The sequence below is a fragment of the Cupriavidus sp. GW822-FHT02D05 genome (assembly GCF_058802485.1).
Genome location: NZ_JBXAOE010000001.1, coordinates 119,230 through 142,061, shown reverse-complemented (window position 1 = coordinate 142,061; position 22,832 = coordinate 119,230). Strand labels below are relative to the sequence as shown.

At 67.6% G+C, this 22,832-nt stretch carries 21 protein-coding genes; 11 read left to right on the top strand and 10 right to left on the bottom strand.

Translation table 11 applies throughout. The features are described from left to right. Positions 1-467: 467 nt before the first annotated feature. The 3 genes from AC1RQK_RS00610 (at position 468) to AC1RQK_RS00600 (ending at position 4,605) form a co-directional block, all read left to right on the top strand. Positions 468-1,130 carry a response regulator gene (locus AC1RQK_RS00610; RefSeq protein WP_492807122.1) on the top strand — a complete coding sequence of 221 codons (663 nt, stop codon included), beginning with the start codon at positions 468-470 and terminating at the stop codon, positions 1,128-1,130. A gap of 3 nt (positions 1,131-1,133) precedes the next feature. Further along, positions 1,134-2,945, top strand: coding sequence for an ATP-binding response regulator (locus tag AC1RQK_RS00605; RefSeq protein WP_492375197.1), 1,812 nt, complete (start codon positions 1,134-1,136; stop codon positions 2,943-2,945). Between the two features lie 208 nt (positions 2,946-3,153). After that, positions 3,154-4,605, top strand: a complete 1,452-nt coding sequence (locus tag AC1RQK_RS00600; protein WP_492375196.1) for an aldehyde dehydrogenase family protein — start codon at positions 3,154-3,156, stop codon at positions 4,603-4,605. Between the two features lie 52 nt (positions 4,606-4,657). On the opposite strand, the gene pssA is transcribed toward AC1RQK_RS00600, so the two are convergent. Together pssA and AC1RQK_RS00590 are read right to left on the bottom strand one after the other, a co-directional pair. After that, the gene (gene pssA / locus AC1RQK_RS00595; RefSeq protein WP_492807120.1) at positions 4,658-5,290 is read right to left on the bottom strand and encodes a CDP-diacylglycerol--serine O-phosphatidyltransferase; all 633 of its coding nucleotides are present in this window, start codon (positions 5,288-5,290) and stop codon (positions 4,658-4,660) included. 107 nt (positions 5,291-5,397) lie between these two features. After that, entirely contained in the window at positions 5,398-6,021 is a 624-nt protein-coding gene (locus tag AC1RQK_RS00590; protein WP_492807118.1) for an HAD family hydrolase, read from the bottom strand. A 162-nt stretch (positions 6,022-6,183) separates the two neighbouring features. Between AC1RQK_RS00590 and AC1RQK_RS00585 the strand changes: the two genes are divergently transcribed. The 3 genes from AC1RQK_RS00585 to rrtA all read left to right on the top strand — a co-directional run bounded on the left by AC1RQK_RS00585 (position 6,184) and on the right by rrtA (position 11,502). Next, the gene (locus tag AC1RQK_RS00585; protein ID WP_492807116.1) at positions 6,184-8,292 is read left to right on the top strand and encodes an ExeM/NucH family extracellular endonuclease; all 2,109 of its coding nucleotides are present in this window, start codon (positions 6,184-6,186) and stop codon (positions 8,290-8,292) included. A 125-nt stretch (positions 8,293-8,417) separates the two neighbouring features. After that, a complete protein-coding gene (locus AC1RQK_RS00580) occupies positions 8,418-10,901 on the top strand; it encodes an ExeM/NucH family extracellular endonuclease (RefSeq protein WP_492375192.1) in 2,484 nt (827 codons plus the stop codon). After that, positions 10,888-11,502, top strand: a complete 615-nt coding sequence (rrtA, locus tag AC1RQK_RS00575) for a rhombosortase (protein ID WP_492375191.1) — start codon at positions 10,888-10,890, stop codon at positions 11,500-11,502. Before AC1RQK_RS00580 ends, rrtA begins: the two co-directional genes overlap by 14 nt. Here rrtA and AC1RQK_RS00570 read toward each other — a convergent pair. Then, complete coding sequence (locus AC1RQK_RS00570) at positions 11,477-11,941, bottom strand: DUF2127 domain-containing protein (protein WP_492375190.1); 465 nt, start codon at positions 11,939-11,941, stop codon at positions 11,477-11,479. The genes rrtA and AC1RQK_RS00570 overlap by 26 nt on opposite strands. 127 nt (positions 11,942-12,068) lie before the next feature. On the opposite strand from AC1RQK_RS00570, the gene AC1RQK_RS00565 reads away from it, so the two are divergent. Continuing rightward, positions 12,069-12,296: a DUF3820 family protein gene (locus AC1RQK_RS00565; RefSeq protein WP_043354709.1), complete on the top strand. Its 228-nt coding sequence runs from the start codon at positions 12,069-12,071 to the stop codon at positions 12,294-12,296. Between the two features lie 21 nt (positions 12,297-12,317). On the opposite strand, the gene AC1RQK_RS00560 is transcribed toward AC1RQK_RS00565, so the two are convergent. Both AC1RQK_RS00560 and AC1RQK_RS00555 read right to left on the bottom strand, forming a co-directional pair. Further along, a complete protein-coding gene (locus AC1RQK_RS00560) occupies positions 12,318-13,811 on the bottom strand; it encodes a fumarate hydratase (RefSeq protein WP_492807113.1) in 1,494 nt (497 codons plus the stop codon). A gap of 132 nt (positions 13,812-13,943) precedes the next feature. Further along, positions 13,944-14,672 (bottom strand): GntR family transcriptional regulator, encoded by a 729-nt coding sequence (locus tag AC1RQK_RS00555; RefSeq protein WP_492375188.1) that lies wholly within the window; start codon positions 14,670-14,672, stop codon positions 13,944-13,946. A 255-nt stretch (positions 14,673-14,927) separates the two neighbouring features. On the opposite strand from AC1RQK_RS00555, the gene AC1RQK_RS00550 reads away from it, so the two are divergent. Both AC1RQK_RS00550 and AC1RQK_RS00545 read left to right on the top strand, forming a co-directional pair. Beyond that, positions 14,928-15,899: a tripartite tricarboxylate transporter substrate-binding protein gene (locus AC1RQK_RS00550; RefSeq protein ID WP_492807111.1), complete on the top strand. Its 972-nt coding sequence runs from the start codon at positions 14,928-14,930 to the stop codon at positions 15,897-15,899. Between the two features lie 102 nt (positions 15,900-16,001). Then, the gene (locus AC1RQK_RS00545; protein WP_492807474.1) at positions 16,002-16,712 is read left to right on the top strand and encodes a GntR family transcriptional regulator; all 711 of its coding nucleotides are present in this window, start codon (positions 16,002-16,004) and stop codon (positions 16,710-16,712) included. Positions 16,713-16,717: 5 nt separating this feature from the next. Here the strand turns inward: AC1RQK_RS00545 and AC1RQK_RS00540 are convergent, their stop codons facing one another. The 3 genes from AC1RQK_RS00540 to AC1RQK_RS00530 form a co-directional block, all read right to left on the bottom strand. After that, positions 16,718-17,977: an MFS transporter gene (locus AC1RQK_RS00540; protein WP_492375210.1), complete on the bottom strand. Its 1,260-nt coding sequence runs from the start codon at positions 17,975-17,977 to the stop codon at positions 16,718-16,720. Between the two features lie 80 nt (positions 17,978-18,057). After that, positions 18,058-18,756 (bottom strand): hypothetical protein, encoded by a 699-nt coding sequence (locus AC1RQK_RS00535; protein ID WP_492807109.1) that lies wholly within the window; start codon positions 18,754-18,756, stop codon positions 18,058-18,060. Positions 18,757-18,908: 152 nt separating this feature from the next. Further along, positions 18,909-19,820: a LysR family transcriptional regulator gene (locus tag AC1RQK_RS00530; protein WP_492375185.1), complete on the bottom strand. Its 912-nt coding sequence runs from the start codon at positions 19,818-19,820 to the stop codon at positions 18,909-18,911. A 415-nt stretch (positions 19,821-20,235) separates the two neighbouring features. On the opposite strand from AC1RQK_RS00530, the gene AC1RQK_RS00525 reads away from it, so the two are divergent. Both AC1RQK_RS00525 and AC1RQK_RS00520 read left to right on the top strand, forming a co-directional pair. Continuing rightward, positions 20,236-21,081: an AraC family transcriptional regulator gene (locus tag AC1RQK_RS00525; RefSeq protein WP_492375184.1), complete on the top strand. Its 846-nt coding sequence runs from the start codon at positions 20,236-20,238 to the stop codon at positions 21,079-21,081. 112 nt (positions 21,082-21,193) lie between these two features. Next, positions 21,194-22,135: an alpha/beta hydrolase gene (locus tag AC1RQK_RS00520; RefSeq protein WP_492375183.1), complete on the top strand. Its 942-nt coding sequence runs from the start codon at positions 21,194-21,196 to the stop codon at positions 22,133-22,135. A gap of 174 nt (positions 22,136-22,309) precedes the next feature. Here the strand turns inward: AC1RQK_RS00520 and AC1RQK_RS00515 are convergent, their stop codons facing one another. Together AC1RQK_RS00515 and AC1RQK_RS00510 are read right to left on the bottom strand one after the other, a co-directional pair. Further along, positions 22,310-22,627: a hypothetical protein gene (locus tag AC1RQK_RS00515; RefSeq protein WP_492375182.1), complete on the bottom strand. Its 318-nt coding sequence runs from the start codon at positions 22,625-22,627 to the stop codon at positions 22,310-22,312. Next, the gene (locus AC1RQK_RS00510; protein WP_492807106.1) at positions 22,615-22,782 is read right to left on the bottom strand and encodes a hypothetical protein; all 168 of its coding nucleotides are present in this window, start codon (positions 22,780-22,782) and stop codon (positions 22,615-22,617) included. The genes AC1RQK_RS00515 and AC1RQK_RS00510 overlap by 13 nt, the downstream gene beginning before the upstream one ends. Between the last annotated feature and the right edge of the window lie 50 nt (positions 22,783-22,832).

Genomic DNA, 22,832 nt, shown 5'->3' with positions numbered 1-22,832 from the left:
ATCGACAAATCGGCCTGCAACAGGTTGCATCCCCCGGGCGGGGGGCCTATCCGGCGGCGCGAAACCGTGGGCCAAAAAAAACCCACTGCCGGGTGGTAGTGGGTAACAAAAGTGGTATGGGCGAGTCGCGGAAATCACCCATGCGTGCATGGTGACACCAGACGTGCGCGAACAAAATAATCCTTCTGGACTAGTGCCCATCCCTGCGCCAAGCCGCCGGCGCCCGCATGCGGCAGATCATTTCCCGCGAGCGCCAGCGCACAGGCGATCTGCAGGGCGGCACCACGCCAGACCCCGCTGCGCCCCACCCTTCCTTTCCCCTCTTTAGTGGGGAAATAGACAAGCCCACCATAATCGAGTCCAATTCGCCTTGGCGCTCGCTTCGACCGGGGCGCAGCGCGTCACATTTTGCTCCACTTGTTCCATCGGCCGCAGCCTGCGCGCCGTGCGCCGGCCAACCCCAACCCATGCTCAACGCCCACCTGCTGCTGATCGACGACCACACCCTGTTCCGCACCGGCCTGCGCCTGGTGCTGGCAGACAGCCCAAGCGTGGCGAGCATCATCGAGGCGGGCTCCGTCATGGGCGCGGTGGAGGAACACCGCGCCGCCAGCGTGGATATCATCCTGCTGGATATCCAGATGCCCGGCCTCAACGGAATCGAGGGCATCAAGGTGTTGCGCCGCCACTTCTGCGCAGCGCGCATCCTGATCGTGTCCGGCACCTCCGGGCTGGAAACCATTCCCGCCGCCGCGCGCAAGGAGATTGCCGGCTTCCTGCCAAAATCCGCGAGCAGCGGCGAGATCGAAGACGCCATCGCCTCTTGCCTTCGCGGTGACACGTACTTCAACGCCGGCGCCGACTGCGCCGACTGCGGCAACCCGGATGGCCATGCCAGCGGCAACGCGTACCAGGGCTACCAGGCCAGCTCGCTCACGCCGCGCCAGCTCGAGGTGCTGGACCAGCTCAGCCAGGGCCGCTCCAACAAGATCATTGCCTATCATCTGGGGCTCTCGGAAAACACCGTGCGCGTCCACGTGGCGGCCATTCTCGATTACCTGGGCGTGGTCAGCCGCGTCGAGGCGGTGCTGGAGGCACAGCGCCGTGGCCTGGTGCAGACGGGCAGGTAAGCCATGGCGTTTCTCCTCCCTCGCTTTGACGAACCGCGGCTGCTGGCCGCGCAAATGGAACTGATCGACCAGAGCTTCGGCATCGCCATGCTGGGCTGCGCGCTAGCGGCGTTCATCCTGGCCCTCGGCCTGGTCCTTGGCGGCGGGCATCCGGGTGCGTTGCCCTGGGCGCTGACGATGGGGCTGGCCTGCGCCGCCGGGCATTTCGGGCGGCGCCTGATGCCCGAGCGCACGGCCGAAGCCCATGCCGGGCGCTACGCGCGCAGCATGACGCTGCTGCTGACGCTGATCGGCGCGCTCTGGGGACTGGCGGCGTGGCTCTACATGGATGTGAGCACGCCCGCGACGGTGATCTGCATCCTCTCGCTGATCGCGGGCATGAGCGCGGCCGCGCTGGCGGTGTTCTCCGCCTGCCTGCCGGTTGCCGTGGGGTTCTTCATCCCGGCCATCGTGCCGGTCTGGGCGGTCTTCATCGCCACCGGCGACGTCGCCTACCTGCCCATGTTCCTCGGCGCGCCGCTTTATCTCATGGTGCTGATGATCTTTGCGCGCAACTATGCGCGCGTGGCACGGCACGGCATTGCGCTGCGCTTTGCCAATGTGGAGCTGATCTCGCAGTTGCGCGAGCAGACAGCCCGCGCTGAATATGCCCAACGCGAGGCCGAGGAAGCCAACCGCGCCAAATCCGTGTTCCTCGCCTCGGCCAGCCACGACCTGCGCCAGCCCCTGCATGCGCTCGGCTTGTTCGTGGTCACGCTGGGCCGCTCCGAGCTCACCGACAAGCAGCGCCAGTTGCTCACGCACATCGAGGCTGCCTCCGGGGCGGCGCGCGAAATGCTCAACACGCTACTGGACTTCTCCAAGGTGGACGCGGGCGTGATCACCGCCCGGCCGCGCGCCTTCCGCCTGCAGCCCTTGCTCTACAAGCTGGAGAACGAGTTTGCGCCGCAGGCCGACGGCCGCGGCCTGTTCTACCGGACCCGGGATACCACCGCCACGGTGTTCGCCGACCCGACGCTGGTCGAGCTGATCCTGCGCAACCTGATCGCCAATGCGATCCGCTATACCACCCAGGGCGGCGTGCTGGTGGCATGCCGCCGCCGGGGTGAGCGCACGATGATCGAGGTCTGGGATACCGGGATCGGCATTCCCATGACCCAGCATCGCGCGATCTTCAAGGAATTCCACCAGTTGGGTAATCCGGAGCGGGACCAGCGCAAGGGCCTCGGGCTAGGCCTGGCTATCGTGGAAGGGCTGGCGCGCACCATCTCCACCCGGATCCTGCTGAACTCTCGGCCTGGCCGCGGATCGGTCTTCCGCTTCGCCCTGCCCCTGACTGAGGACCGCGCCGAAACCCAGCCCGCCGGCTTGCATCACAAGCCGAGCCTGAAGGGATTGCGCGTGCTGGTGATCGACGACGACCAGGAAATCCGGGTCGCCATGACGGCGCTGCTGGAGAGCTGGCAATCGGTGTGCCTGGCCGTGGAGTCCGAGGAAGACGCGCTGGCCGCGCTTGGCGCCTTCCAGCCCGACCTGCTGCTGGCCGACTATCGCCTGCGCAGCGAGCGCACCGGCCAAGAAGCCATGATGGCGATCCGCGAGCGGCTAGGACACGCCATTCCCACCGTCATCATCACCGGCGATACCGCCCCGGACCGCCTGCGCAGCGTCCATGCCGGGGGTGCCGCGCTGCTGCACAAGCCAGTTGTGGCGCATCAGTTGCATACAGCCATGACGGCGCTGTTGCGCAATGCCGGCTGGCGACAGGACATCCCCCGGGGCGCCGCGGTCCGGGCAACACGCGCCGAAGGCTGACGGGCGCGTCTGCCCCGCTTTTATCCCGTCTTGATTCATGCTTTTTTCGTATTAATCAATCCGTCCTATTAATTGGACTTAGTGCCAACGCCCACCCACACTGCATCGTGACAGCAGGCACGGGCGTCACTGGCAAGCCGTATTGCTTCCGTTAACGTGCCGCGAGGTTCACCGACCCCAAGTCACCGATCCCAAGCGAGGAGCAACCATGAGCACGCAGCCCCAACTGCCAAGACACGACCTGCTGATCGACGGCAAGCGCCTGCCACCCGGCACCGGGGAGTACTCCACCGACATCAATCCGGCCACCGAGCTCCCGATCGCCCTGGTCGCGCAGGGCAGCGCGGCCGACGTCGACCTGGCCGTGACCGCCGCCCGCGCCGCGCTCAAGGTCTGGTGCGGCCTGCGCGCGGCCGAGCGTGGCCGCATCCTGTACCGCTTTGCCGACCTGCTGGAAGCGAACCAGGAAGAGCTGATCGCGCTGGAAAGCCTGGATGCCGGCAAGCCGCTGGCCGCCGTACGGCGCCAGGACATGCCGGCGGTGATCGACACCGTGCGCTATTACGCAGGCTGGGCCGACAAGATCAACGGCCAGGTGGTGCCAACCCGCCCCGGCGCGCTGACCTACACCGTGCGCGAGCCGGTGGGCGTGGTCGCCGCCATCGTGCCGTGGAATTTCCCGCTGATGATCGGCATGTGGAAGATCGCCCCTGCGCTGGCCTGCGGCTGCACCCTCATCGTCAAACCCGCCGAGATCACGCCGCTGACCGCGCTGCGCGTGGGCGAGCTGGCACTGCAGGCCGGGTTGCCGCCCGGCGTGCTCAATATTGTCACCGGCAAGGGCAGCGTCGTGGGCAATGCGCTGGTGGCCCATCCCGGCATCGACAAGGTGACGTTCACCGGCTCGCCCGGCGTGGGGCGCGGCATCATGCAAGGCGCCGCCGCCAACTTCAAGCGCGTCACGCTGGAGCTCGGCGGCAAGTCCGCCAACCTGATCTTCGCCGACGCCAACGTGGATGCCGCGGTGCGCGCCGCCGCCTCGGGCATCTTCTTCAATGCGGGGCAAGTCTGCTCGGCCGGCTCGCGCATCCTGGCGCAGCGCGAGGTCTATGACGAAGTGGTGGAAAAGCTGGCGGCGCGCGCCGCCTCGATCCGCGTGGGAGACCCCGCCGCGCCGGACACCACCATGGGGCCGCTGGTGTCGTCCGCGCAAATGAAGACCGTGCTGGACTATGTGGAGATCGGCAAGCGCGAAGGCGCCATCGCCGTGACCGGCGGCGAGCGCGTGGGCGGCAAGGGCTACTACGTGCAGCCCACCGTATTCGCCAACGTCCGGCACGAGATGCGGGTCTCGCAGGAGGAAATTTTCGGACCGGTTGCCAGCGTGATCCGCTTCGAGGACGAGGCCGACGCCGTGCGCATCGCCAACGGCACCGCGTTCAGCCTGGCGGCGGGCGTGTGGAGCGCCGACATCGGCCGCGTGCACCAGGTGGCCGCCGAGCTCAAGGCCGGCACGGTGTGGATCAACACCTATGGCCACACCGACGTGCGCCTGCCCTGGGGCGGGGCCGGCGACTCGGGGCTGGGCCGGGAGCATGGCGACGCTGCCATCGACAACTTCACCGAGCCCAAGGCGATCTGGCTGTCGCTGCGGCAATAGTGGCCAACCTGCGGCGCGAGCGTGGAGCGGGGGCGGCCATTCTTGCGCGGGGCTACATCTTCGGGATGCGCAAGGTCTTGCTGATCATCAGCGAGCCGGAGAGCACGAACAGCAGCGCGAGCGGATGCAGGTCCGCAGGGCCGATCGACCACACGCCGCCGTAGAGCGCATCGCCCACCCGGCCCTGCCGCGCGCAAAAGGCCAGCACGGCAGTCAGCAGCACGCTGGTGGGAATCGGCGTGCCCTCGAAATACGCTACCTTGCCGCTGCCCTCGGACAAGGTCTCGGCGGTGACATTGAAGCGTGCCAGCCGGCTCACGCCGCAGCAGACGAAGTAGATCAGCGCCGCCATGTCCCAGCCGCCGCGCATGCCCGCGGCAAACGCCAGCGTGGCCGGGCCGACCCCGAAGGAAATGATGTCGGCGAGCGAGTCCAGCTCGCGGCCCAGCGCGGAATGCTGGTGGCGCCAGCGCGCGATGCGCCCGTCCAGCACGTCGAAAATGAAGGCCGCAGGCGCCAGCGCTGCCGCCGCCATGAAATGCGCTGGCAAACCCGAAGCGATGTAGAACATGGCGAAAAACACCGATGCCATGCCGCAGGCGGCGTTGCCCAGTGTGAACAGATCGGCAAGATGCAACTCGCGGATCATCGAGAAATGCTTGGGACGTTCTGGTGTGGATGCCATGGCGGCGGGCTCCTGAATCCTCTGGCGCGTAAGACTGTCGGAATGAGGGTCGGAAAACAAGGTTTGCCCGCAACAAGCAAACCAGGCAATCGATCTGGCTAGTCTGGCTAGAAATGCAATCCCGCTGCGCGCAGCGCGCTTGCGGTCTGCGCGGCGCTGGCATGATGCACGGCCTGCCAGCCGAGTGCCGTTGCCGCAGCCACATTGGCCGCGTTGTCGTCGATGAACAGCAGCTCTCCTGGCGCGATGCCCGGCAGGCTGGCATCGATGCGCGCCTGCATGAGCCGGTAGATGGCCGGGTCGGGCTTGGCCACGCCAACCTCGCCGGACACCAGGATATCGCGGAACCATGACAGAAAATCGCCGATACGCTCGGCATAGGGATACGTTTCGCTGGACCAGTTGGTCAGGCCGAACAGTGGCACCTGCGCGTCGTGCAGGCGCTGCAGCAGGGCCACGCCATCGGCCAGCGTACCGCGCAGCATCTGCGGCCAGCGGCCATAGAACGCGCGGATCAGGCCGGCCTGCGCGGGATGCTCGGCCACCAGGGACTCGGTGGCCTCGTGCAGCGGCCTGCCGGCATCCTGGCGGATATTCCACGCCGGCGAGCACACCTCCGACAAGAACCGGGCGCGCTCCTGTGGATCCGGAATCAATTCGCGATACAGGTATTCCGGGTTCCAGTCGAACAGCACACCACCAAAATCGAACACTACGGCACGGACAGTCACGGTATCTCGTCAGCTGCGTTGAGGACAAGGCTGCATTCTCGCAGAGTCTGCGCCGCGCCCAGTATGAGAATTGGCTCAATCCGCGAGCCGGCCCTGGGTTTTACGCTTGGCATCAGCAGTCCATCCGGACCCACATTGCGCCGAGACCTTGGAGACCCATCCATGCGCCTGTTCTTGCCAAAGCCTTTCCTGCACGGCTGCCTGCCGCGCATTCTGCCGCGCTGCCTGCCACCCTGGCTGGCCTTGCTCTGCTTTGCCTTGCCCGCGCATGCCGACGCGGGCGATCGCGATCAGGCACGTGCGCTGCTGGCCCCTCCCACCGCGCAATGCGGAGCGCCGGCCACGCTGATCGCGAACCTGCGGGACGAAAGCGAGGGCACGCCGTCGATCGGGCGAAGGGTCGCGCTGGAGGCGGTGGTCACGGCCGACTACTCGGGCGCCGACGGCCTCAGCGGCTTCTTCGTGCAGCAGGCCGACGCCCAGCGCCAGCGCCGTCCCGGCGTATCCGAGGGCATGTTCGTCCATGCGCCGCGCGCGGCTGCGCGGGCGGGCGATCTGGTGCGCGTGCTCGGCACGGTGGAGGAGCGCGCGGGCCAGATGCGGCTTAGGCTGTCCGGCCCGGCCACGGTGTGCGCGGCGGGCCAGGCGGTCACTCCGGAAACCATCACGCTGCCCACGCCGCACACGGGCTCGCTGGCGGCCTATGAGGGCATGCTGGTGCGGCTGCCGCAGACCCTCACCGTCAGCGAGACCTTCGAGCTCGGCCGCTACGGCAGCGTGGTGCTCAGCCTCGGCCGCCCGCCGCTGCCCACCAACGTGGCCTTGCCCGGGGAAGCCGCCGCCGCACAGGCTGCCGCCAATGCGCTCAATCGCCTGGTGCTGGACGACGGCTACAGCCGGCAAAACCCGCCGCGCGTCATCCATCCCGCACCGGGCCTGAGCGCATCGAACACACTGCGCGGCGGGGACACCGTCGCCAATGTGCGGGGCGTGCTGGAATGGCGCGCAAACGCCTGGCGCGTCCAGCCGCTCCCCGGTGCGCCGCTGCCGGCGTTCCAGCGCACCAATCCGCGCACCGGCGCCCCGGCGCGCGCCGCCCGCACCGATCTGCGCGTGGCGGCGTTCAATGTCGAGAACTACTTCAACGGCGACGGCCGCGGTGCGGGCTTCGATGACCCCGGCAATCGCGGCGCCAAGACGCCTGCCGAGTTCGCCCGCCAGGAAGCCAAGATCCTGAGCGCATTGCAAGGCCTGAATGCCGACGTGATCGGCCTGATGGAAATCGAAAACAATGGCCATGGCGAGCTGAGCGCCATCCACCGGCTCGCGGGCAAGCTCGGTCCGGACTGGCGCTTCATCCATCCTGGCCGGGAGCAACTGGGCGGCGACGTCATCAAGGTCGCACTGGTCTACAACAGCCGCACCGTGGAACCCGTCGGCACGCCGGCCACCCTGGCGCTGGGCGCGAGAACCCGCCAGCCGCTGGCCGCCACCTTCCGCCTGCCGGGCCATCCCGCCAAGCTTACGGTGGTGGTGAACCATTTCAAGTCCAAGCGCTGCAACGACGCCCGCGGCGTCAATGCGGACCAGCGCGATGGCCAGAGCTGCTGGAATCCCACGCGCGTGGCGGCGGCCAGCCGCATTGCCGACTGGCTGGCCACCTCGCCCACCGGCGTGCCGGACGATGGCAAGCTGGTGATTGGCGACCTCAACAGCTACGCACAGGAAGACCCGATCCGCCTGCTGGCAGAGCGCGGCTATGCGGACATGATTGCGCGCTTCGCAGAAGCCGGCACCCCATCCTACAGCTATGTCTTTGGCGGCGAGGCCGGCTACATCGACCACGCGCTCGCCGATGCGGGGGCGGCGAGCCGCACCCTCGCGGCGCGCCATTGGCACATCAACGCCGACGAGCCGATTTCCCTGGCCTATGCGCTGGCCCACAAGAGCGAGGCGCAGCAGCAATCCTTCTATGCACCCGACGCCTATCGCTCTTCCGACCACGACCCGCTGGTGGTCGACCTTGCCATGCGCAGCGATGGCGTGGCCACGGGCGGCACAGCGGGCACAGACGACAGCGCGGGAAGTACGAGCACTCACACTGGCACCAGCGGTGGCAACGGCGCGAATGGCAGCAAGGAATCCATCGAGAAGGCGCAAGCCGGCGCTGGCGCCACGGATCCCTGGCTGCTCTGGGCGTTGGCGGTCGCCACGGCGCTCACCGCGTGGCACTGGTTTGTGCGCCGCGTCCTGCCGCGCTGGCGGGCGTGAGCCGCGTGCTTCTCCGGGGCGGCCGGGGGGAGGCGGTCAAATGTATGCCAGCCATTCATGCCCCTGTCACCTGCGCTCAATAGCATCACGGACTTTGCAAAACCCAACCCATCGAGCCGCCCCACATGCGCCTGTCCGTCCTTAGTGCCGCCCTGCTTGCCATCGCCCTGCCCGCTCATGCCGACCTGATCATCAGTGAGGTCGTGGAAGGCACCTCCAACAACAAGGCCGTCGAACTGTACAACCCGGATGCTACCGCGATCGACCTGTCGCAATACAAGCTGCAGCAATACAACAACGGCGCCACGGCGCCCACCAGCACCTTCACGCTCAGCGGCACACTGGCACCCGGCGCGGTCTACGTGATGGCGCATACCAGCATGGCGGCCACACTCGGCAGCCGCCTGAACCAGGTCATCGCATTTACCTTCAACGGCGACGACGCGCTGGTACTGACGCGCGCGGGCACCGTGATCGACCGTTTCGGGCAGGTCGGCGTGCAGCCTGCCGGCGGCGCCTGGGGCACCGGCGCCTCCACCACCAAGGACAACACCTTGCGCCGCAAGGCCGGGCTGGTCGCCGGCGACACCGACAGCACCGGGGCCTTCGATCCGGCGCTGCAGTGGGACGGCTTCGGCACCGATGCCTTCGCCGACCTTGGCTACTACAACAACGCGCCGGCGCCATTGCCGCCGGTCACCGCGCAGTGCGGCGCCCCGGCCACGTTGATCGCCGATATCCAGGGCGCCGGCGCCACCTCGCCGCTGGCCGGGCAGACGGTCGACGTGGAGGCGGTGGTGACGGCCGACTATCCCGGCACGGATGGCTTCGGCGGCTTTTTCGTCCAGCAGGCGGATGCCCAGCGCCAGAACCGTCCCGGCGTGTCCGAGGGACTGTTCGTGTACGCCCCCTCGACCAGTGCCCGTGCCGGCGACCTGGTCCACCTGGTTGGCAAGGTCGAGGAGAAGTTCGGCCAGACGCAGCTGGCGCTCGCCAGCACTGTGGCGGTTTGCGGCAACGGCCAGACCGTCACGCCCGCGGTAATCACGCTGCCCGCGCAGACCGCGCAATCGCTGGCTGCCTTCGAGGGCATGCTGGTGCGGCTGCCGCAAACCCTCACAGTCAGCGAGACTTATGAACTGGGCCGCTACGGCAGCGTGCTGCTGAGCAACGGCCGCCTGCCGCTGCCGACCAATGTGGCGCTGCCCAAGGCCGGCGCGGCCGCGCAGGCCGCGGCCAACGCACTGAACCGCCTGGTGCTCGACGACGGCTCGAACAAGCAGAACCCGGCGGTCGTGCCGTTCCCCGCGCCGGGCCTGAGCGCGGCCAACACGCTGCGCGGCGGCTACACCGTCAGCAATGTGCAGGGCGTGCTGGAAATGCGCTTTGGCAGCTGGCGCCTGCAGACCGTGCCCGGCGCGCCCGCCCCGGCCTTCCAGGCCACGGCAAACCCGCGCACCAGCGCGCCGGCACGCGCGGCCCAGTCCGATATCCGGGTGGCCTCGTTCAACGTGCTGAACTATTTCAACGGCGACGGCAAGGGCGCGGGCTTCGACGACCCGAACAATCGCGGCGCCAAGACGCTGGCGGAGTTCGAGCGCCAGGAAGCCAAGATCGTGGCCGCCCTCAAAGCGCTGAATGCCGATGTCGTTGGCCTGATGGAAATCGAGAACGACGGCTATGGCGAATTCAGCGCCATCCAGCGGCTGGTCGGCAAGCTCGGTGCGGACTGGCGCTTTGTCGACCCGGGCGTGGACAAGCTCGGCGGCGACGCCATCAAGGTCGCCCTGATCTACAACAGCCGCACCGTGGAGCCCGTGGGTGTGCCTGCCACGCTGGCCATCGACGACAAGAACCGCCAGCCGCTGGCCCGCACCTTCCGCCTGCCCGGCCAGTCCCGCAAGCTCACGGTGGTGGTCAACCACCTCAAGTCCAAGGGCTGCACCGGATCCACGGGCACCAACGCCGACCAGGGCGATGGCCAGAGCTGCTGGAACCCGACCCGCCTCGCCGCCGCCGGCAAGATCGCCGACTGGCTTGCCACCTCGCCCACCGCCGTCGCGGATGACGGCAAGCTGCTGATCGGCGACCTCAACAGCTACGCCAAGGAAGACCCGATCCGCCTCTTTGCCGACAAGGGCTACGCCGACATGGTGGCGCGCTTCATCGGGGCCGGCGCCTATAGCTATGTCTTTGGCGGCGAGGCCGGCTACATCGACCACGCACTGGCCAATGACGCCGCGGCAAGCCGCATCCGCGCGGTCAGCGAGTGGCATATCAATGCGGATGAGCCCATTGCCCTGGAGTACTCGGTGGCCTTCAAGAGCGCGGATCAGCAAACGTCGTTCTACGCGCCGGATGCCTACCGTTCGTCCGATCACGACCCGGTGCTGGTGGACCTCGCACTGCGCGACGACAGCCTTGCGCCGGAGGGTGAGCAAGCGGGTGCGGGCAACGGCAATGCCGGTGGCGCCACCGCCAGCCAGGGCGGCGACACCGGGACCGGCGCAGCGGACACGTGGATGCTGCTGGTTTTGGCCGGCGCCCTGGCCGCAGCGGCATGGCGCCGCTTGGCAGGCGGCATTGCAGGCGGTGTTGCGCGCCGCTGAAATGCACGCTGACGTGCACGTTGGCAGGCGGCGCGCCGCTGGCGGGTGGCTGCTGCTGGCCCTGGCGCTGGTCGCGCTCCAGGCTGCCGGGCCTGCGCTGATGCAGGCCCTGCGCTTCGACCGCGAGGCCATGCTCGCGGGCCAAGCCTGGCGCCTGCTGAGCTGCCATTTCGTGCATCTCGGCTGGACGCACTGTCTGCTCAACGTGGCGGGCCTGCTGATGCTGGCGGCGATCCAGCCGGCGCGCATGCGCGCCTGGCAGGTGGTGCCGCCGTTGGCTGCCATGACAGGATTGCTGCTGCTAGCCGGCGAGCCGGGGCTGCTCCGCTATGCGGGCTTCTCCGGCATCAACTACGGGCTTGCCATGGTCGCCCTGCTGCCCCGGGCCCGCCGCGATGGCCTCGCGGCGATGCTGCTGCTCGCGCTGGCGGCGCGCGCAGGCTGGCAGATTCTGGCGGGGCCCGCCGAGGACGCAGGCGCGTGGCTGGGCGGCCCGGTCGTGGCCAGCGCCCACCTGTACGGCCTGGCCGCCGGCGCATTGCTGGCCTGGCCACGCCGGGAGGCGCCTGCGATGGCTAGGCGCCGGCCGGATTGCGCCTGATGCTGTTGGCCAGGTAGGCCACGATCAGTACATTGGCGATGGCCAGCCCGATGTGAATCGCGCTGGGATGCGCCACCGCCTCGTACAGTTCCACCGGAATGTAGACCGCGCCCGACCATACGCCCAGCCATTTCGCCCACACGCGCTGACGCCATAGGCCGTAGGCCTCCGTGAGGCGCATGGCTGCGTACATCGCGGCGGATCCGCCAATGGCCCACAGCCGCGCGTCGCTCGGATGGGCCATCAGCGACAGGAAGATGGTCGGGTAGCGGCTCCCCGGGTTCAGGTGCAAGCGGGCCACAATGGCCTCGGCCAGCGCCTGCGCATCCCGGTGCAGCAGCGCCACCAGGCCCAGCCCCGCCAGGATCACCAGCACGCCCTTGGCGGCCTCGAACAGGGCGATGCCTTTCAGGCCAGCGCCAGTGCCTTGCTTTGCCATCTTGCTTGTCCTCGTTAGCGGTGAGGTCAGGATCGTACCCCGGCGCGGCCGGCGGCGGCAAACCGGGCGCGGCACGCTGGTAACATCCCCTTGCCGGCGCCATCCGAGGCCCGCCTGAGGTCGCTCCATGAATCCCGAACACCTGCCACTCCTGCTCACCCGCACCATGCCCTACGGCAAGTACAAGGGCCGCGTCATCGCCAGCCTGCCGGGCACCTACCTGAACTGGTTTGCGCGCGAAGGCTTTCCGCCGGGCGAGATCGGCCAGTTGCTGGCCCTGATGCACGAACTCGACCACAACGGCCTGACCAGCCTGCTGGATCCGCTGCGCGGGCGCTATCGGCCCCAGGCGTAGCTCCTCGGAGCGCTGCGGGCCTCAGCTCGCGACGATCCGATGAATCGACCGCCCTGTGGCATCCACCGCCACTGTGGCAGGCATGTCCTCCACCTCGAACTCATAGATGGCCTCCATCCCCAACTCTGCGAAGGCCAGCACGCGTGCCTTGCGGATCGCCCGGGAGATCAGGTAGGCCGCGCCACCCACCGCGATCAGGTAGGCCGCGCCGTGGCGGCGGATGGCCTCGATGGCCACTGGCCCGCGCTCGGCCTTGCCGATCATCACCAGCAAGCCCGTCTGCTCCAGCAACTGCGGCACGAACTTGTCCATGCGCGTCGCCGTGGTAGGCCCTGCCGGGCCCACCGCTTCGTCGCCCACTGCGTCGACCGGCCCCACGTAGTAGATCGCGCGATTGCGCAGCGGCACCGGCAGCGGCTCGCCCGCATCCAGCATGGCTACCAGCCGCTTGTGCGCGGCATCGCGCGCCGTCAGCAGGCGGCCGCGCAGCCGCAAGGTCTCGCCAACCTGCCATTGCGCCACCTGCGCGGCATCCAGATTGTCCAGGTCGACCACGCGACCTGGCTTGGCGGTCAATGCGCCGGGAATGCCATCCCAGGTATCGGCAGGCGGTGGCTCCAGCCGCGCGGGGCCTGAGCCATCCAGTTCCACCGTGACAAAACGCGTGGCCGCGCAATTGGGAATCAGCGCCACCGGCAGCGTTGCAGCGTGACACGGCAGCGCGGCTACCTTGACATCCAGCACGGTGGCCAGCCCGCCCAGCCCCTGTGCGCCGATGCCGAGCGCGTTGATGCGCTCGAACAGTTCCAGCCGCAGCCGCTCGGTGTCGTTCGCGGGCCCCTTGTCGCGCAGCGCATGGATATCGATGGGGCTGAACAACGCGCGCTTGGCCGCCAGCATGGCCTGCTCCGGCGTGCCGCCCACCCCGACGCCAAGCACGCCGGGCGGGCACCAGCCGGCGCCCATCTGCGGGATGGCGGCGAGGATCCAGTCGACCAGCGAATCGCTTGGGTTGAGCGTGGCGAACTTCGCCTTGACATCGCCGCCGCCGCCCTTGGCCACCACCGTCATCTTGATGGTGTTGCCGGGCACCAGTTCCAGTTGCAGGAAGCCCGGGGTGTTGTCGCCGGTGTTGCGCCGCTCGCCCAGGGCCGAGCCAACCATGGTGGCGCGCAGCGGATTGGCGCTGTGCGTGTAGCCCCGGCGCACGGCAGCGTCCACCATCTGCTGCACGGACAGCTTTGCTGCGCCATCGCGCGCCGCAAAGCGCACGTCCATGCCCACGGTCATGAAAACCTGCGCCACGCCGGTATCCTGGCAGATCGGCCGGTGCGCCTCGGCGCTCATGCGGCTGTTGACCAGCAACTGCTCGATGGCATCGCGCGCCGCGCCAGCACGCTCGGCGGCAAAGGCGCGCTTGAGCGCCTGCACGAAATCGGCGGGATGGTAGTAGCTGACGTACTGCAGCGCGTCGGCAATGGTGTCGACGACGTCTTCCTGGAAGATCACAGTCATGGCGGGGTGGGCGCAGCATGCCGAACAGCGGCTGCGCGAATCAATTATGTCTATACATAATGACACGCCCCGCCACCGGAAAGCAAATCCCTTGGCCACCCGTCTCCGGACGATCTTCGGGCTGGCTAAGGCTCAGCCCTGACGCTGCAGCACCGTCGAATACGTGAAGCGATCGGCCGGATGCAAGCTCACCACCACTTCGAACAACCGGTCCGACTGGTCGAAATACCGCCGCACGAATTCCAGCGCATGCGCATCGGGCGCGGTGCCCAGCACCTCCGCGAGCGCAGCGGGCACGCCCACCGCCCGCACGGTCTGGCGCACTTCCTTGACCAGGCGCCCGGTAGTCTTGCCAACCAGTTCGCTGATCAGGCCGGGATCTGTCTTGAGCAGCTTGCGGATCTTGGCGCCGTCAGCCGCCATCACGTAGACATCGGACCATGACAACGGATGCGATGGCGCTTCGGGATTGGTGCGCGAGGTCTCGATATGCAGCCAGCGCGAGCCCGGCGGGCAGCCCAGCCGGGTGGCCAGTTCGATGTCCAGCACGATCTCGCGCACGCCGTGGATCACGCGCTGCGTAGCGGCGCCGTATTGCACCAGCTCGTCGATGGTGGAGAGCTTTGGCGTGTACTCGCTGCTGCGCGGCGCGGCGGCTTCCACCCGGGTGCCGGCGCGCTTTTTTCGCGAGACCAGGCCTAGCTCCTGGATGCGCATCAGCGCCACCCGCACGGTGCCCCGGCTGACGCCGTGCTTCTCGGCCAGCTCCAGTTCGCCCGGCAGGCTTGACCCGACCGGATAGACCCCGCTCGTGATGTCGTGAATAAGTGCCTTGGTCAACTCGGCGTGGCGTGGCTCCATGGGTTCCCTGAATGATCGATCGATGTGCCTGAGGCGTAGCAAATGCTAGCGCCTGGCGGCCCGCAAGCCAAGCGTAAAGGGTAAACGAGATGCGGATCCGGGTTGACGGTCGGGTGCCACATTCCTAGAATATGTTTAAACATATTTGCAAAATGTACATATAAGCAGTACCGATCATCTCAAACAACCCATCAAAACTACCGATCAAAACTACCGATCAAAACAACCAAAACCACCTCGATGATGGAGACAACAATGACCAAGCAACTGGGCGCCACCCTGGCCCTGCTAGCCCTGTCCACCAGTGCGCTGGCGCAAAGCTACCCCACCCGCCCGATCACGTGGATCGTGCCCTTCGCCGCCGGCGGCCCAACCGATGCGCTTGCCCGCAATATCGCGGACCGCGTCGGGCGCGATCTGGGCCAGCCGGTGCTGATCGAGAACCAGGCCGGCGCCGGCGGCACCATCGGCGCGGGCAAGGCGGCAAAGGCCGCGCCCGATGGCTATACCTTCCTGGTCGGGCATATGGGCTATATGGCCGCGGCGCCGTCGCTGTACAAGAAGCTGTCGTATGACCCGGTCAAGGACTTCGAGGGCGTGTTCCGCTTTCCCGACACGCCGCTGGTGCTGCTGGTCGGCGCGAACTCGAAGTTCAAGACCGTGCAGGACCTGGTCGCCTTTGCCAGCGCCAATCCGGGCAAGCTCAACTTCGGCAACGCGGGCGTGGGTTCCACCTCGCATCTGGTCGCCGCCATGTTCGCCCAGCAGGCCAAAATCAAGGTGACCCCGGTCTCCTACAAAGGCGCCGGCCCGGCCCTGACGGACGTAATGGGCGGCCAGGTCGACGGCATGTTCGACCAGACCAACACCGCCCTGCCCCAGGTCAAGGGCGGCAAGGTCGTCGCCGTCGCGCAGACGGCGAAGCTGCGCGTGCCGCAGTTCCCCAGCGTACCCACCGTGGCGGAAGCCGTGGTGCCGAACTTCGAGGCATCCACCTGGTACGGCCTGTATGCGCCAAAGGGCACGCCCAAGGACGTTATCGCCCGCAATTACGCCGCGTTCGCCAAGGCCATCGCCGACCCGGAGTTTGCGAAGAAGCTGGCCGACCAGGGCATCCAGCTGCTGCCGGACGCCGCCTACAAACCCGCCGCGCTAAACCAGCACACCGCGGCCGAAGTGGCCAAGTGGAAGGCCGTGATCACCACGGCGGATATCAAGCTGGATTAGGCATGCAGCATTAGCCCGGCGCCTAAGGCCGCGCCTGCTTTTGGTAGTACGATATCGCCCTTGCACGCGTTGCCGTGTTGTCGGGAGAGAGTTTTGCCATCAGTGGATCGCCGTAGCGCCGGCACATCGCGCGCCCGGGCCAGGACCGAAGAACCATCGCAGAATGAGCTGGCCTATACCGGCCTGCGGGAGCGGCTGACCACGCTGGTCTACCGCCCCGGCGAGCACCTCAACATCTCCACCCTGGTCGACGATCTTGACCTTGGCCGCACGCCCATCAACCAGGCGCTGCACCGGCTGGCCAACGAAGGATTGGTGCAAATCCTGCCGCGCAAGGGCGTGGTGGTCTCGCCACTGTCCATCGACGATGCGCTGCACCTGATCGACGTGCGCCTGGCCAACGAAACGCTGTGCGCCAGGCTGGCCGCCGAGCGCATCACCGCCGCCGGCCTGCACAAGCTCGAAAGCCTGCTGAGCCAGGTGGAAGACGCCGTGGCGCAGCGCAACCTGCCCGAGGTGACCAACCTGGACCGCCTGTTCCACGAGGAAATCGCGCAGGTCTCGGGCAACCCGATCCTGATCGAAATCCTCAAGGTGCTGCACGCGCGCTCGCAGCGCTTCTGGGCCATTTCGCTGTCGTCCGAAGGGCACCTGGCCGAGGTCGGCGCCGAGCACCGCGCGATCCTGAAGGCGCTGCGCGAGGGCGACGGCGCGGCAGCGGCCAGCGCGGTCACGGCCCATGTGCTTTCCTTTCGCCAGGCGCTACTGCAGGGCCGCCGCGAAACGGTCTTCGCGACGGCGAACGAGGGTTAGCCGGATCAGCTTTCGAGCGGCTTCTTTGCGGTTTCCCGCGCCACCAGCAGCGCCACCAGCGTCAGCGCCACGGCGGCGCTGACATACAGCGAGATCGCCAGCGTCGAGCCGTACGACTTGTACAGGCTGGCGATGATCAGCGGCGCAAAGCCGCCGCCCACGATGCCCGCCAGCGTATAGGCCAGCGATGACCCGGCGTAGCGCACCCGCGTGGGGAACTGCTCGGTCACGAAGGCCGCCTGCGGGCCGTACATCATGGCGTGGATGATCAGCCCGACCACCACCGCGGCGCAGATCTGCAGCGGCTGCGCGCTGTCCATCAGGCGGAAGAACACAAAAGCCCACACCACGGCCAGCAAGGCCCCGGCCATGTACACCGGGCGGCGGCCGAGCTTGTCCGACAGGCTGCCGAACAAGGGCACCGCGATGGCGTTGCACGCCGCGCCGATCATGGTCGCGCTCAGCGCCAGCGGCCGGGACAGGTGCAGCACGCTGGTCACGTAAGTCAGCGTGAAGACCACCACCAGCGCATAGAGCACGTCGGAGCCGATGCGCACGCCGCCGGCCACCAGCAGGCGCCGCCAGTGATCCACGAACACTTCCTTGATCGGCGTCTTGGCCGTGCTCTTGCGCGCTTCCATCTCCTTGAACAGCGGGGTTTCCTCGACGCCCTTGCGCAGCCACAGCCCGAACAGCACCAGCAGCACGCTCGACAGGAACGGAATGCGCCAGCCCCACGCCTGGAAATCTTCCGGGCTCAGCCACAGCGACACCACGGCGATAAAGCCGGTGCCCAGCAGCGTGCCGCACGACGGCCCCACCTGCGTAAACGATGCATTGCGCCCGCGCTGGTGCTGCTCGCCGTGCTCCATCGACAGCAAGACCGCGCCAGCCCATTCGCCGCCGATCGCCGCGCCTTGCGCGAAGCGCAGCGCCACTAGCAGGATCGGGCTCCAGATGCCCCACGACATGTAGGTGGGCAGCAAGCCCATCAGGCCCGTGGCCACGCCCATCAGGATCAGCGTGGCGACCAGCACGAAGCGCCGGCCGAGCTTGTCGCCCAGATGCCCGAACAGCACGCCGCCAAGCGGACGGGAGACATAGCCCACCGCATAGGTGGAAAACGCCAGGATCGTGCCCGTGAGCGGATCGAACGAGGGGAAGAAGACCGCGTTGAACACCAACGCGGCCATCAGGTTGTAGACGGTGAAGTCGTACCACTCCAGCGTGGTGCCGATGGTGCTGGCCGCGGCCAGCCGGCCCATCCTGGGCTTGGCGGCGTGGGTGACCGCATCGAGCGTGCCCGCGGCGCCCTGCGTGGTGGAAATCGTGCTTGCGTTAGTCATCACGCCACCTCCCCGGAGAAGAGCTTCCATTTCAACGCGTAGCGTGCGGCCTGCTGCATCGATGCGCCCAGACGCTTTGCCGCCTCCTGCAGTGCCTGCTCGCTCGCGGCTTCGGCGCTGCTCTCGATCACCAGGATGGGCAGCAGTTGCCGGTCGGTCAGGCTCTCCTTGGGCAGCGGCTGGCTTAGCTCGGCGTCTGGCATCAGCAGGTAGGACTGGACAAAGCCGGGCTGTGCGGACAGTTGCCCGCCAACCTCGCCCGCCAGGTCGACCAGTGCCAGCGGATCTTCCGGCTGCGCCAGCGGCAGCACGGCAATCCAGCTGCCGCTGCCCTGCCCAACGGTGGCGGTGACTTCGCTCACGCGGCGCATCGGCTGGCGCATGCGGTCCAGGTTGGCCACCGACCACGGCGTCTGGCGGCGAAAAGCCGCCTTGTAGGCCGCGGAGGTGAATGCACCGAGCGACTCGGTGCGATACAGGCCGAGATACTTGGGGCCGCCCTGCACGGCCTCATAGCGCGCGGCGGAGATGAAGCCTTCGATGCGGGCGCGCTCTTCCACGTGCTCGCGGTCGTACCATTGATTGAAATCGGCCTCGTCGGCCGCATCCACATTCGACGCGACAAACAGCATGCCCTGCGGGGCCATGCCTGCCGCGCTCTTTGTCGCCGAACTTTCGGTCGCAAACATCTCGCTCATCAAACTCTCCGGTTGCCACGCCAATACAAAGCGGTGAGCTGATGATCGGCGCGATCGCCGCGCGCGACAAACGGGTTTTTCTTCGTGTTTCCGATCAGTTTTTCTGTTCGATCCGCCTGCGTTCGCGCACCAGCTTGGCGCGCGGCCGTGCTTCACTCCGGCGCAAACGGTGCAGGCAGCGAACGCACAAAGCGATCCGATTCGCGGCAGGCCAGATCCGCCACCAGGCGAATCGCCTCCGACGCCGCATGGTCGAGATGGCTCACTACCAGCCGTTGATGCGGCAGCGGCACATCGCAACAGATCACGCGCAGCTCGCCGCGCTCCACCTCTTCACGCACCGGCGCCAGCGGCATCAGCGCATTGCCAAAGCCCGCCTTCACCAGCCGCACGATGGCCGCGATGGAGCTCACGCAGTGCACCTTGCCAACGGGCAGCCCGGCCTTGCGGTACAGCTCCTTGAGCGCCACGTGCGGCTGCGACCCCGGGCTCATGGTGATAGTCGGGTGCTGCAGCAGCGTGGCCAGTTTCCCTTCATCGGGCTGCGCCGCGCCGGGCCGCCCGACCCACCCGATCGCCATCGGCAGGCACGGCGTGCTGGTGATGCCCTCGCCCACCGCGGGGTCCGTCTGCAAGGCAATATCGATGCCGCCGGCGCGCAAGGTCTTGTGCAGCCCTTCCGTGGTCTCGGAAGTGATCTGCACCTCGATGCCCGGATAGGATGATTGCAGGTGCCGCAGGAAGTCGACCAGCCAGGTATGCACCACGCTCTCGATGGCGCCGATGCGCACCAGCCCCAGCAACTCGTGGCCGGAGCGCCCCAGCACCATGATCTCCCGCTGCAACTCCAGCAGCCGCTCGCCGTAGCCAAGCAGGCGCAGGCCCACCGGCGTGAGCCGCAGGTCCCGCGCCTCGCGCTCGAACACACGCGCGCCAATCTCCTGCTCCAGCGAGGCAATGCGATTGGACATGGCGGCCTGGGTGATGTGCAGCTTCTCGGCCGCCGCGCGAAAGCTGCCTAGCCTTGCTACCCACATGAAGGCTTCGACAAAGCGCGTGTTCATGGCCTCGTGCTCCCGGCATCGCCTCCCGGGCCGCCGCGCAGGCTGCCCCCTGCATGGCCACGCTCCCGTGCACCGGGCGGCCGCGTGCGCGCCAGGTTTTGCTGGCCAGGCGCACCGTTGCAGTGCGGCAGCCGCGTCAATGCCGCCCCGGACGAGGCTGGGAGAGACGCTGAATTCGTGCCGGTATCTGCATTTTTATCCGTCATCTGAAATTTCACAAGATTTACAGAGAGATTTTTATGCAAATTCCACGCCAGCGCTCTAGTGGCATTCCCTAGGACTGCCATGCCCGGCCAGGGCAAGGGGCCGTCCGCGGCGAGCCCCTTGCCTCACATCATCGACGGCAAGGCCGATGCGTACAATGCGGGGCAGTCCATCCAACTGTTCAACCTGCTTCTCCGCCGCAGCGTACGCCATGCCCCGACCGCGCGACCATGCCATCCCCGCCGGCAGCGGCAAGCCTGCCGTCAGGCCCGCACCCAAGAGCACCAACCCACTCGACTACCAGCAAACCGCCCGCCCCGCGGCGGTCATGCCCAAGGAATTCCCGGACGGTTTCGTAGTAGCTGCGCACCGGCACGAACGCGCACAGCTGATCTATGCTGTGGCCGGGGTGATCGAGGTGGCGGCGGGCCACGCCCTGTGGCTGCTGCCAACCCAGCGTGCGCTATGGATGCCGCCAGGCATGGAACACGGCATGCGCGCCCGCGGTGCCGTGTCGCTGCGCACGCTCTATATCCACCCGGAAGCCCGTCCCGGCGCTACGCCGGCGCAACCCCGGCTGGTCAACGTGTCGCCGTTGCTGCGCGAGCTGGTCGTGCGTGCGGCAGCGCTGCCGCTGGACCACGCACCGGGCGGCCGCGAGGACCGGCTGATGCGCGTGCTGCTGGACGAACTCGAATGGTCGCCGGAACAGCCGCTGCCGTTGCCGGCTGGCGAGGACCGGCGCCTGGCGCGCATCTGCGACGCCCTGCGCGACAACCCCGCCGACGCGCGCACGCTGGCCGAATGGGCCCTGGAGGCAGGCGCCTCCAGCCGCACGCTGGCGCGCCTGTTCCAGGCACATACGGGCGTGTCCTTCGTGCACTGGCGCCAGCAGGCGCGGCTGCTGTACGCACTGCCCCGCCTGGCCGCCGGAGAACCCGTCGCAACCATCGCGGCGGAACTGGGCTACGACACGCCCGGCGCTTTCGCCGCTATGTTCCGCCGCTATACGGGCACCACGCCCAGCCAGTATTTCAGGATGTCCGATCCGGCGTAAAGAGTGGCCCGACCGGCGCAGACGCGCCGCCTGGCCGGGCGTATCGTGGCGGGCATGCCCTTTCGCTACAGGCTACAGGCAACGGGTATGGCACGATAACCAGGACCAGGACATGACACGTTCAGACATCGAATTCATCTCCGAAGGCGCCACCCTGCGCGGGTGGCTGTACGCACCGGAGGGCACATGCACGGGCCCCCGCCCCGCCATTGTGATGGCCCACGGCTTTTCCGCCGTCAAGGAGCAGTATCTCGACCGCTACGCCGAGATGTTCGCCGCCGCGGGCTTTGCCGTACTGGTCTACGACCACCGGAACTTTGGCGCCAGCGACGGCACGCCCCGGCAGGAAGTGGACCCGGCCCTGCAAAGGCGCGGCTACCGCGATGCCATTACCTGCCTGTGCAGCCGCGATGATGTCGCGCACGAGCGCATCGGCATCTGGGGCACCAGCTACAGCGGCGGCCATGTGATCGAGGTGGCGGCACTCGACCGGCGCGTGCGCTGCGTGGTATCGCAGGTGCCGCAGATCAGCGGCCATGCCTCCGCGCTGCGCCGCACCCGCGCCGACCTGGTACCGGCCGCGCTCACGCGCTTCGAGGCCGACCGGCTGGCGCGCTTCCGGGGCGAACCGCCGGCCATGCTACCGGCCGTCAGCGCGGACCCGGCCGCCGCCTGCGCCATGGGTGGCGCCGACAGCCACAAGTTCTTCACGGACACCGCCACCTTTGCGCCGGCCTGGCGCAACGAGGTGACGCTGCGCAGCGCCGAACTCGCGCGCGAGAACGAGCCCGGCATCCACATTGCGCGCATCAGCCCCACGCCGCTGCTGATGATCGTGGCCGACCGCGACCTGCTGACCGCCACCGACCTGTGCCTGGCAGCCTATGAACAGGCCTTGCAGCCCAAGCAGCTGCTGATGATTCCGGGCGGGCATTTCACGCCCTACCTGGAACAGTTCGAAACCACCAGCCAGGCTGCGCGCGACTGGTTTGTACAGCATCTCAGGCCGCAATCTCCGGCCATGGCATCTCAGGCCAAGCATCTCAAGCCATAAGGCGGCTGCGCAGGATTGCCAGGCAGCCTCGGAGCGCCCAGCCATTGCGAAACGCGGCTGGCCGGCATGGCGCGGGAATCGGCGGCAAGCCTTCGCCCTCCCCGGCGTAGCCGGCAATTGATGGAAACCGCCGACGCCGGGCAGCGGGCATGCCGCCCGGCACCGGGAGCCGCCTTAGACCTTCGGCGGGTTCAGGGTCGGATCCAGCAGGGATCCGGTGGCATTGTTGAAGACAGGCACGGTTGCCGCCCAATCGTTCACGAAACCATAGGCAGCGCCACTGACAACACCGGCGATGCCGCCAACGATAAAGCCGACACCCGCCGACAGGATGCCCAGACCCAGCAGGCCACCCGAGCTGCCGCCAGTCACGGCGCCCTTGTATACGCCCTGGACCAGGCCGGCAATGCCGCCCAGGACTGCGGCACCCGTGCGGGAGGCGAAGCTGGCGCCCGAAACCTGGTCAAGTTCCATTACGGTCAATTCACGCATTGATTTATTTCCTTGTTGCTGATTAGTGATCGCCAATCATTCCGGGCCGGATTGGCTTCGGCCATCTTGCCGGCATCGATCGCCGGCAGAATTGCTGCCGGCATGCCCACATCCCGTCGCGGGATTCCATCGCCGCCCTTCGTGCCATGAGGCATGCAAGCTCGAGCCCTGCCCTTGCCCGTTCAGCACGGCCTGGCACCCGGGC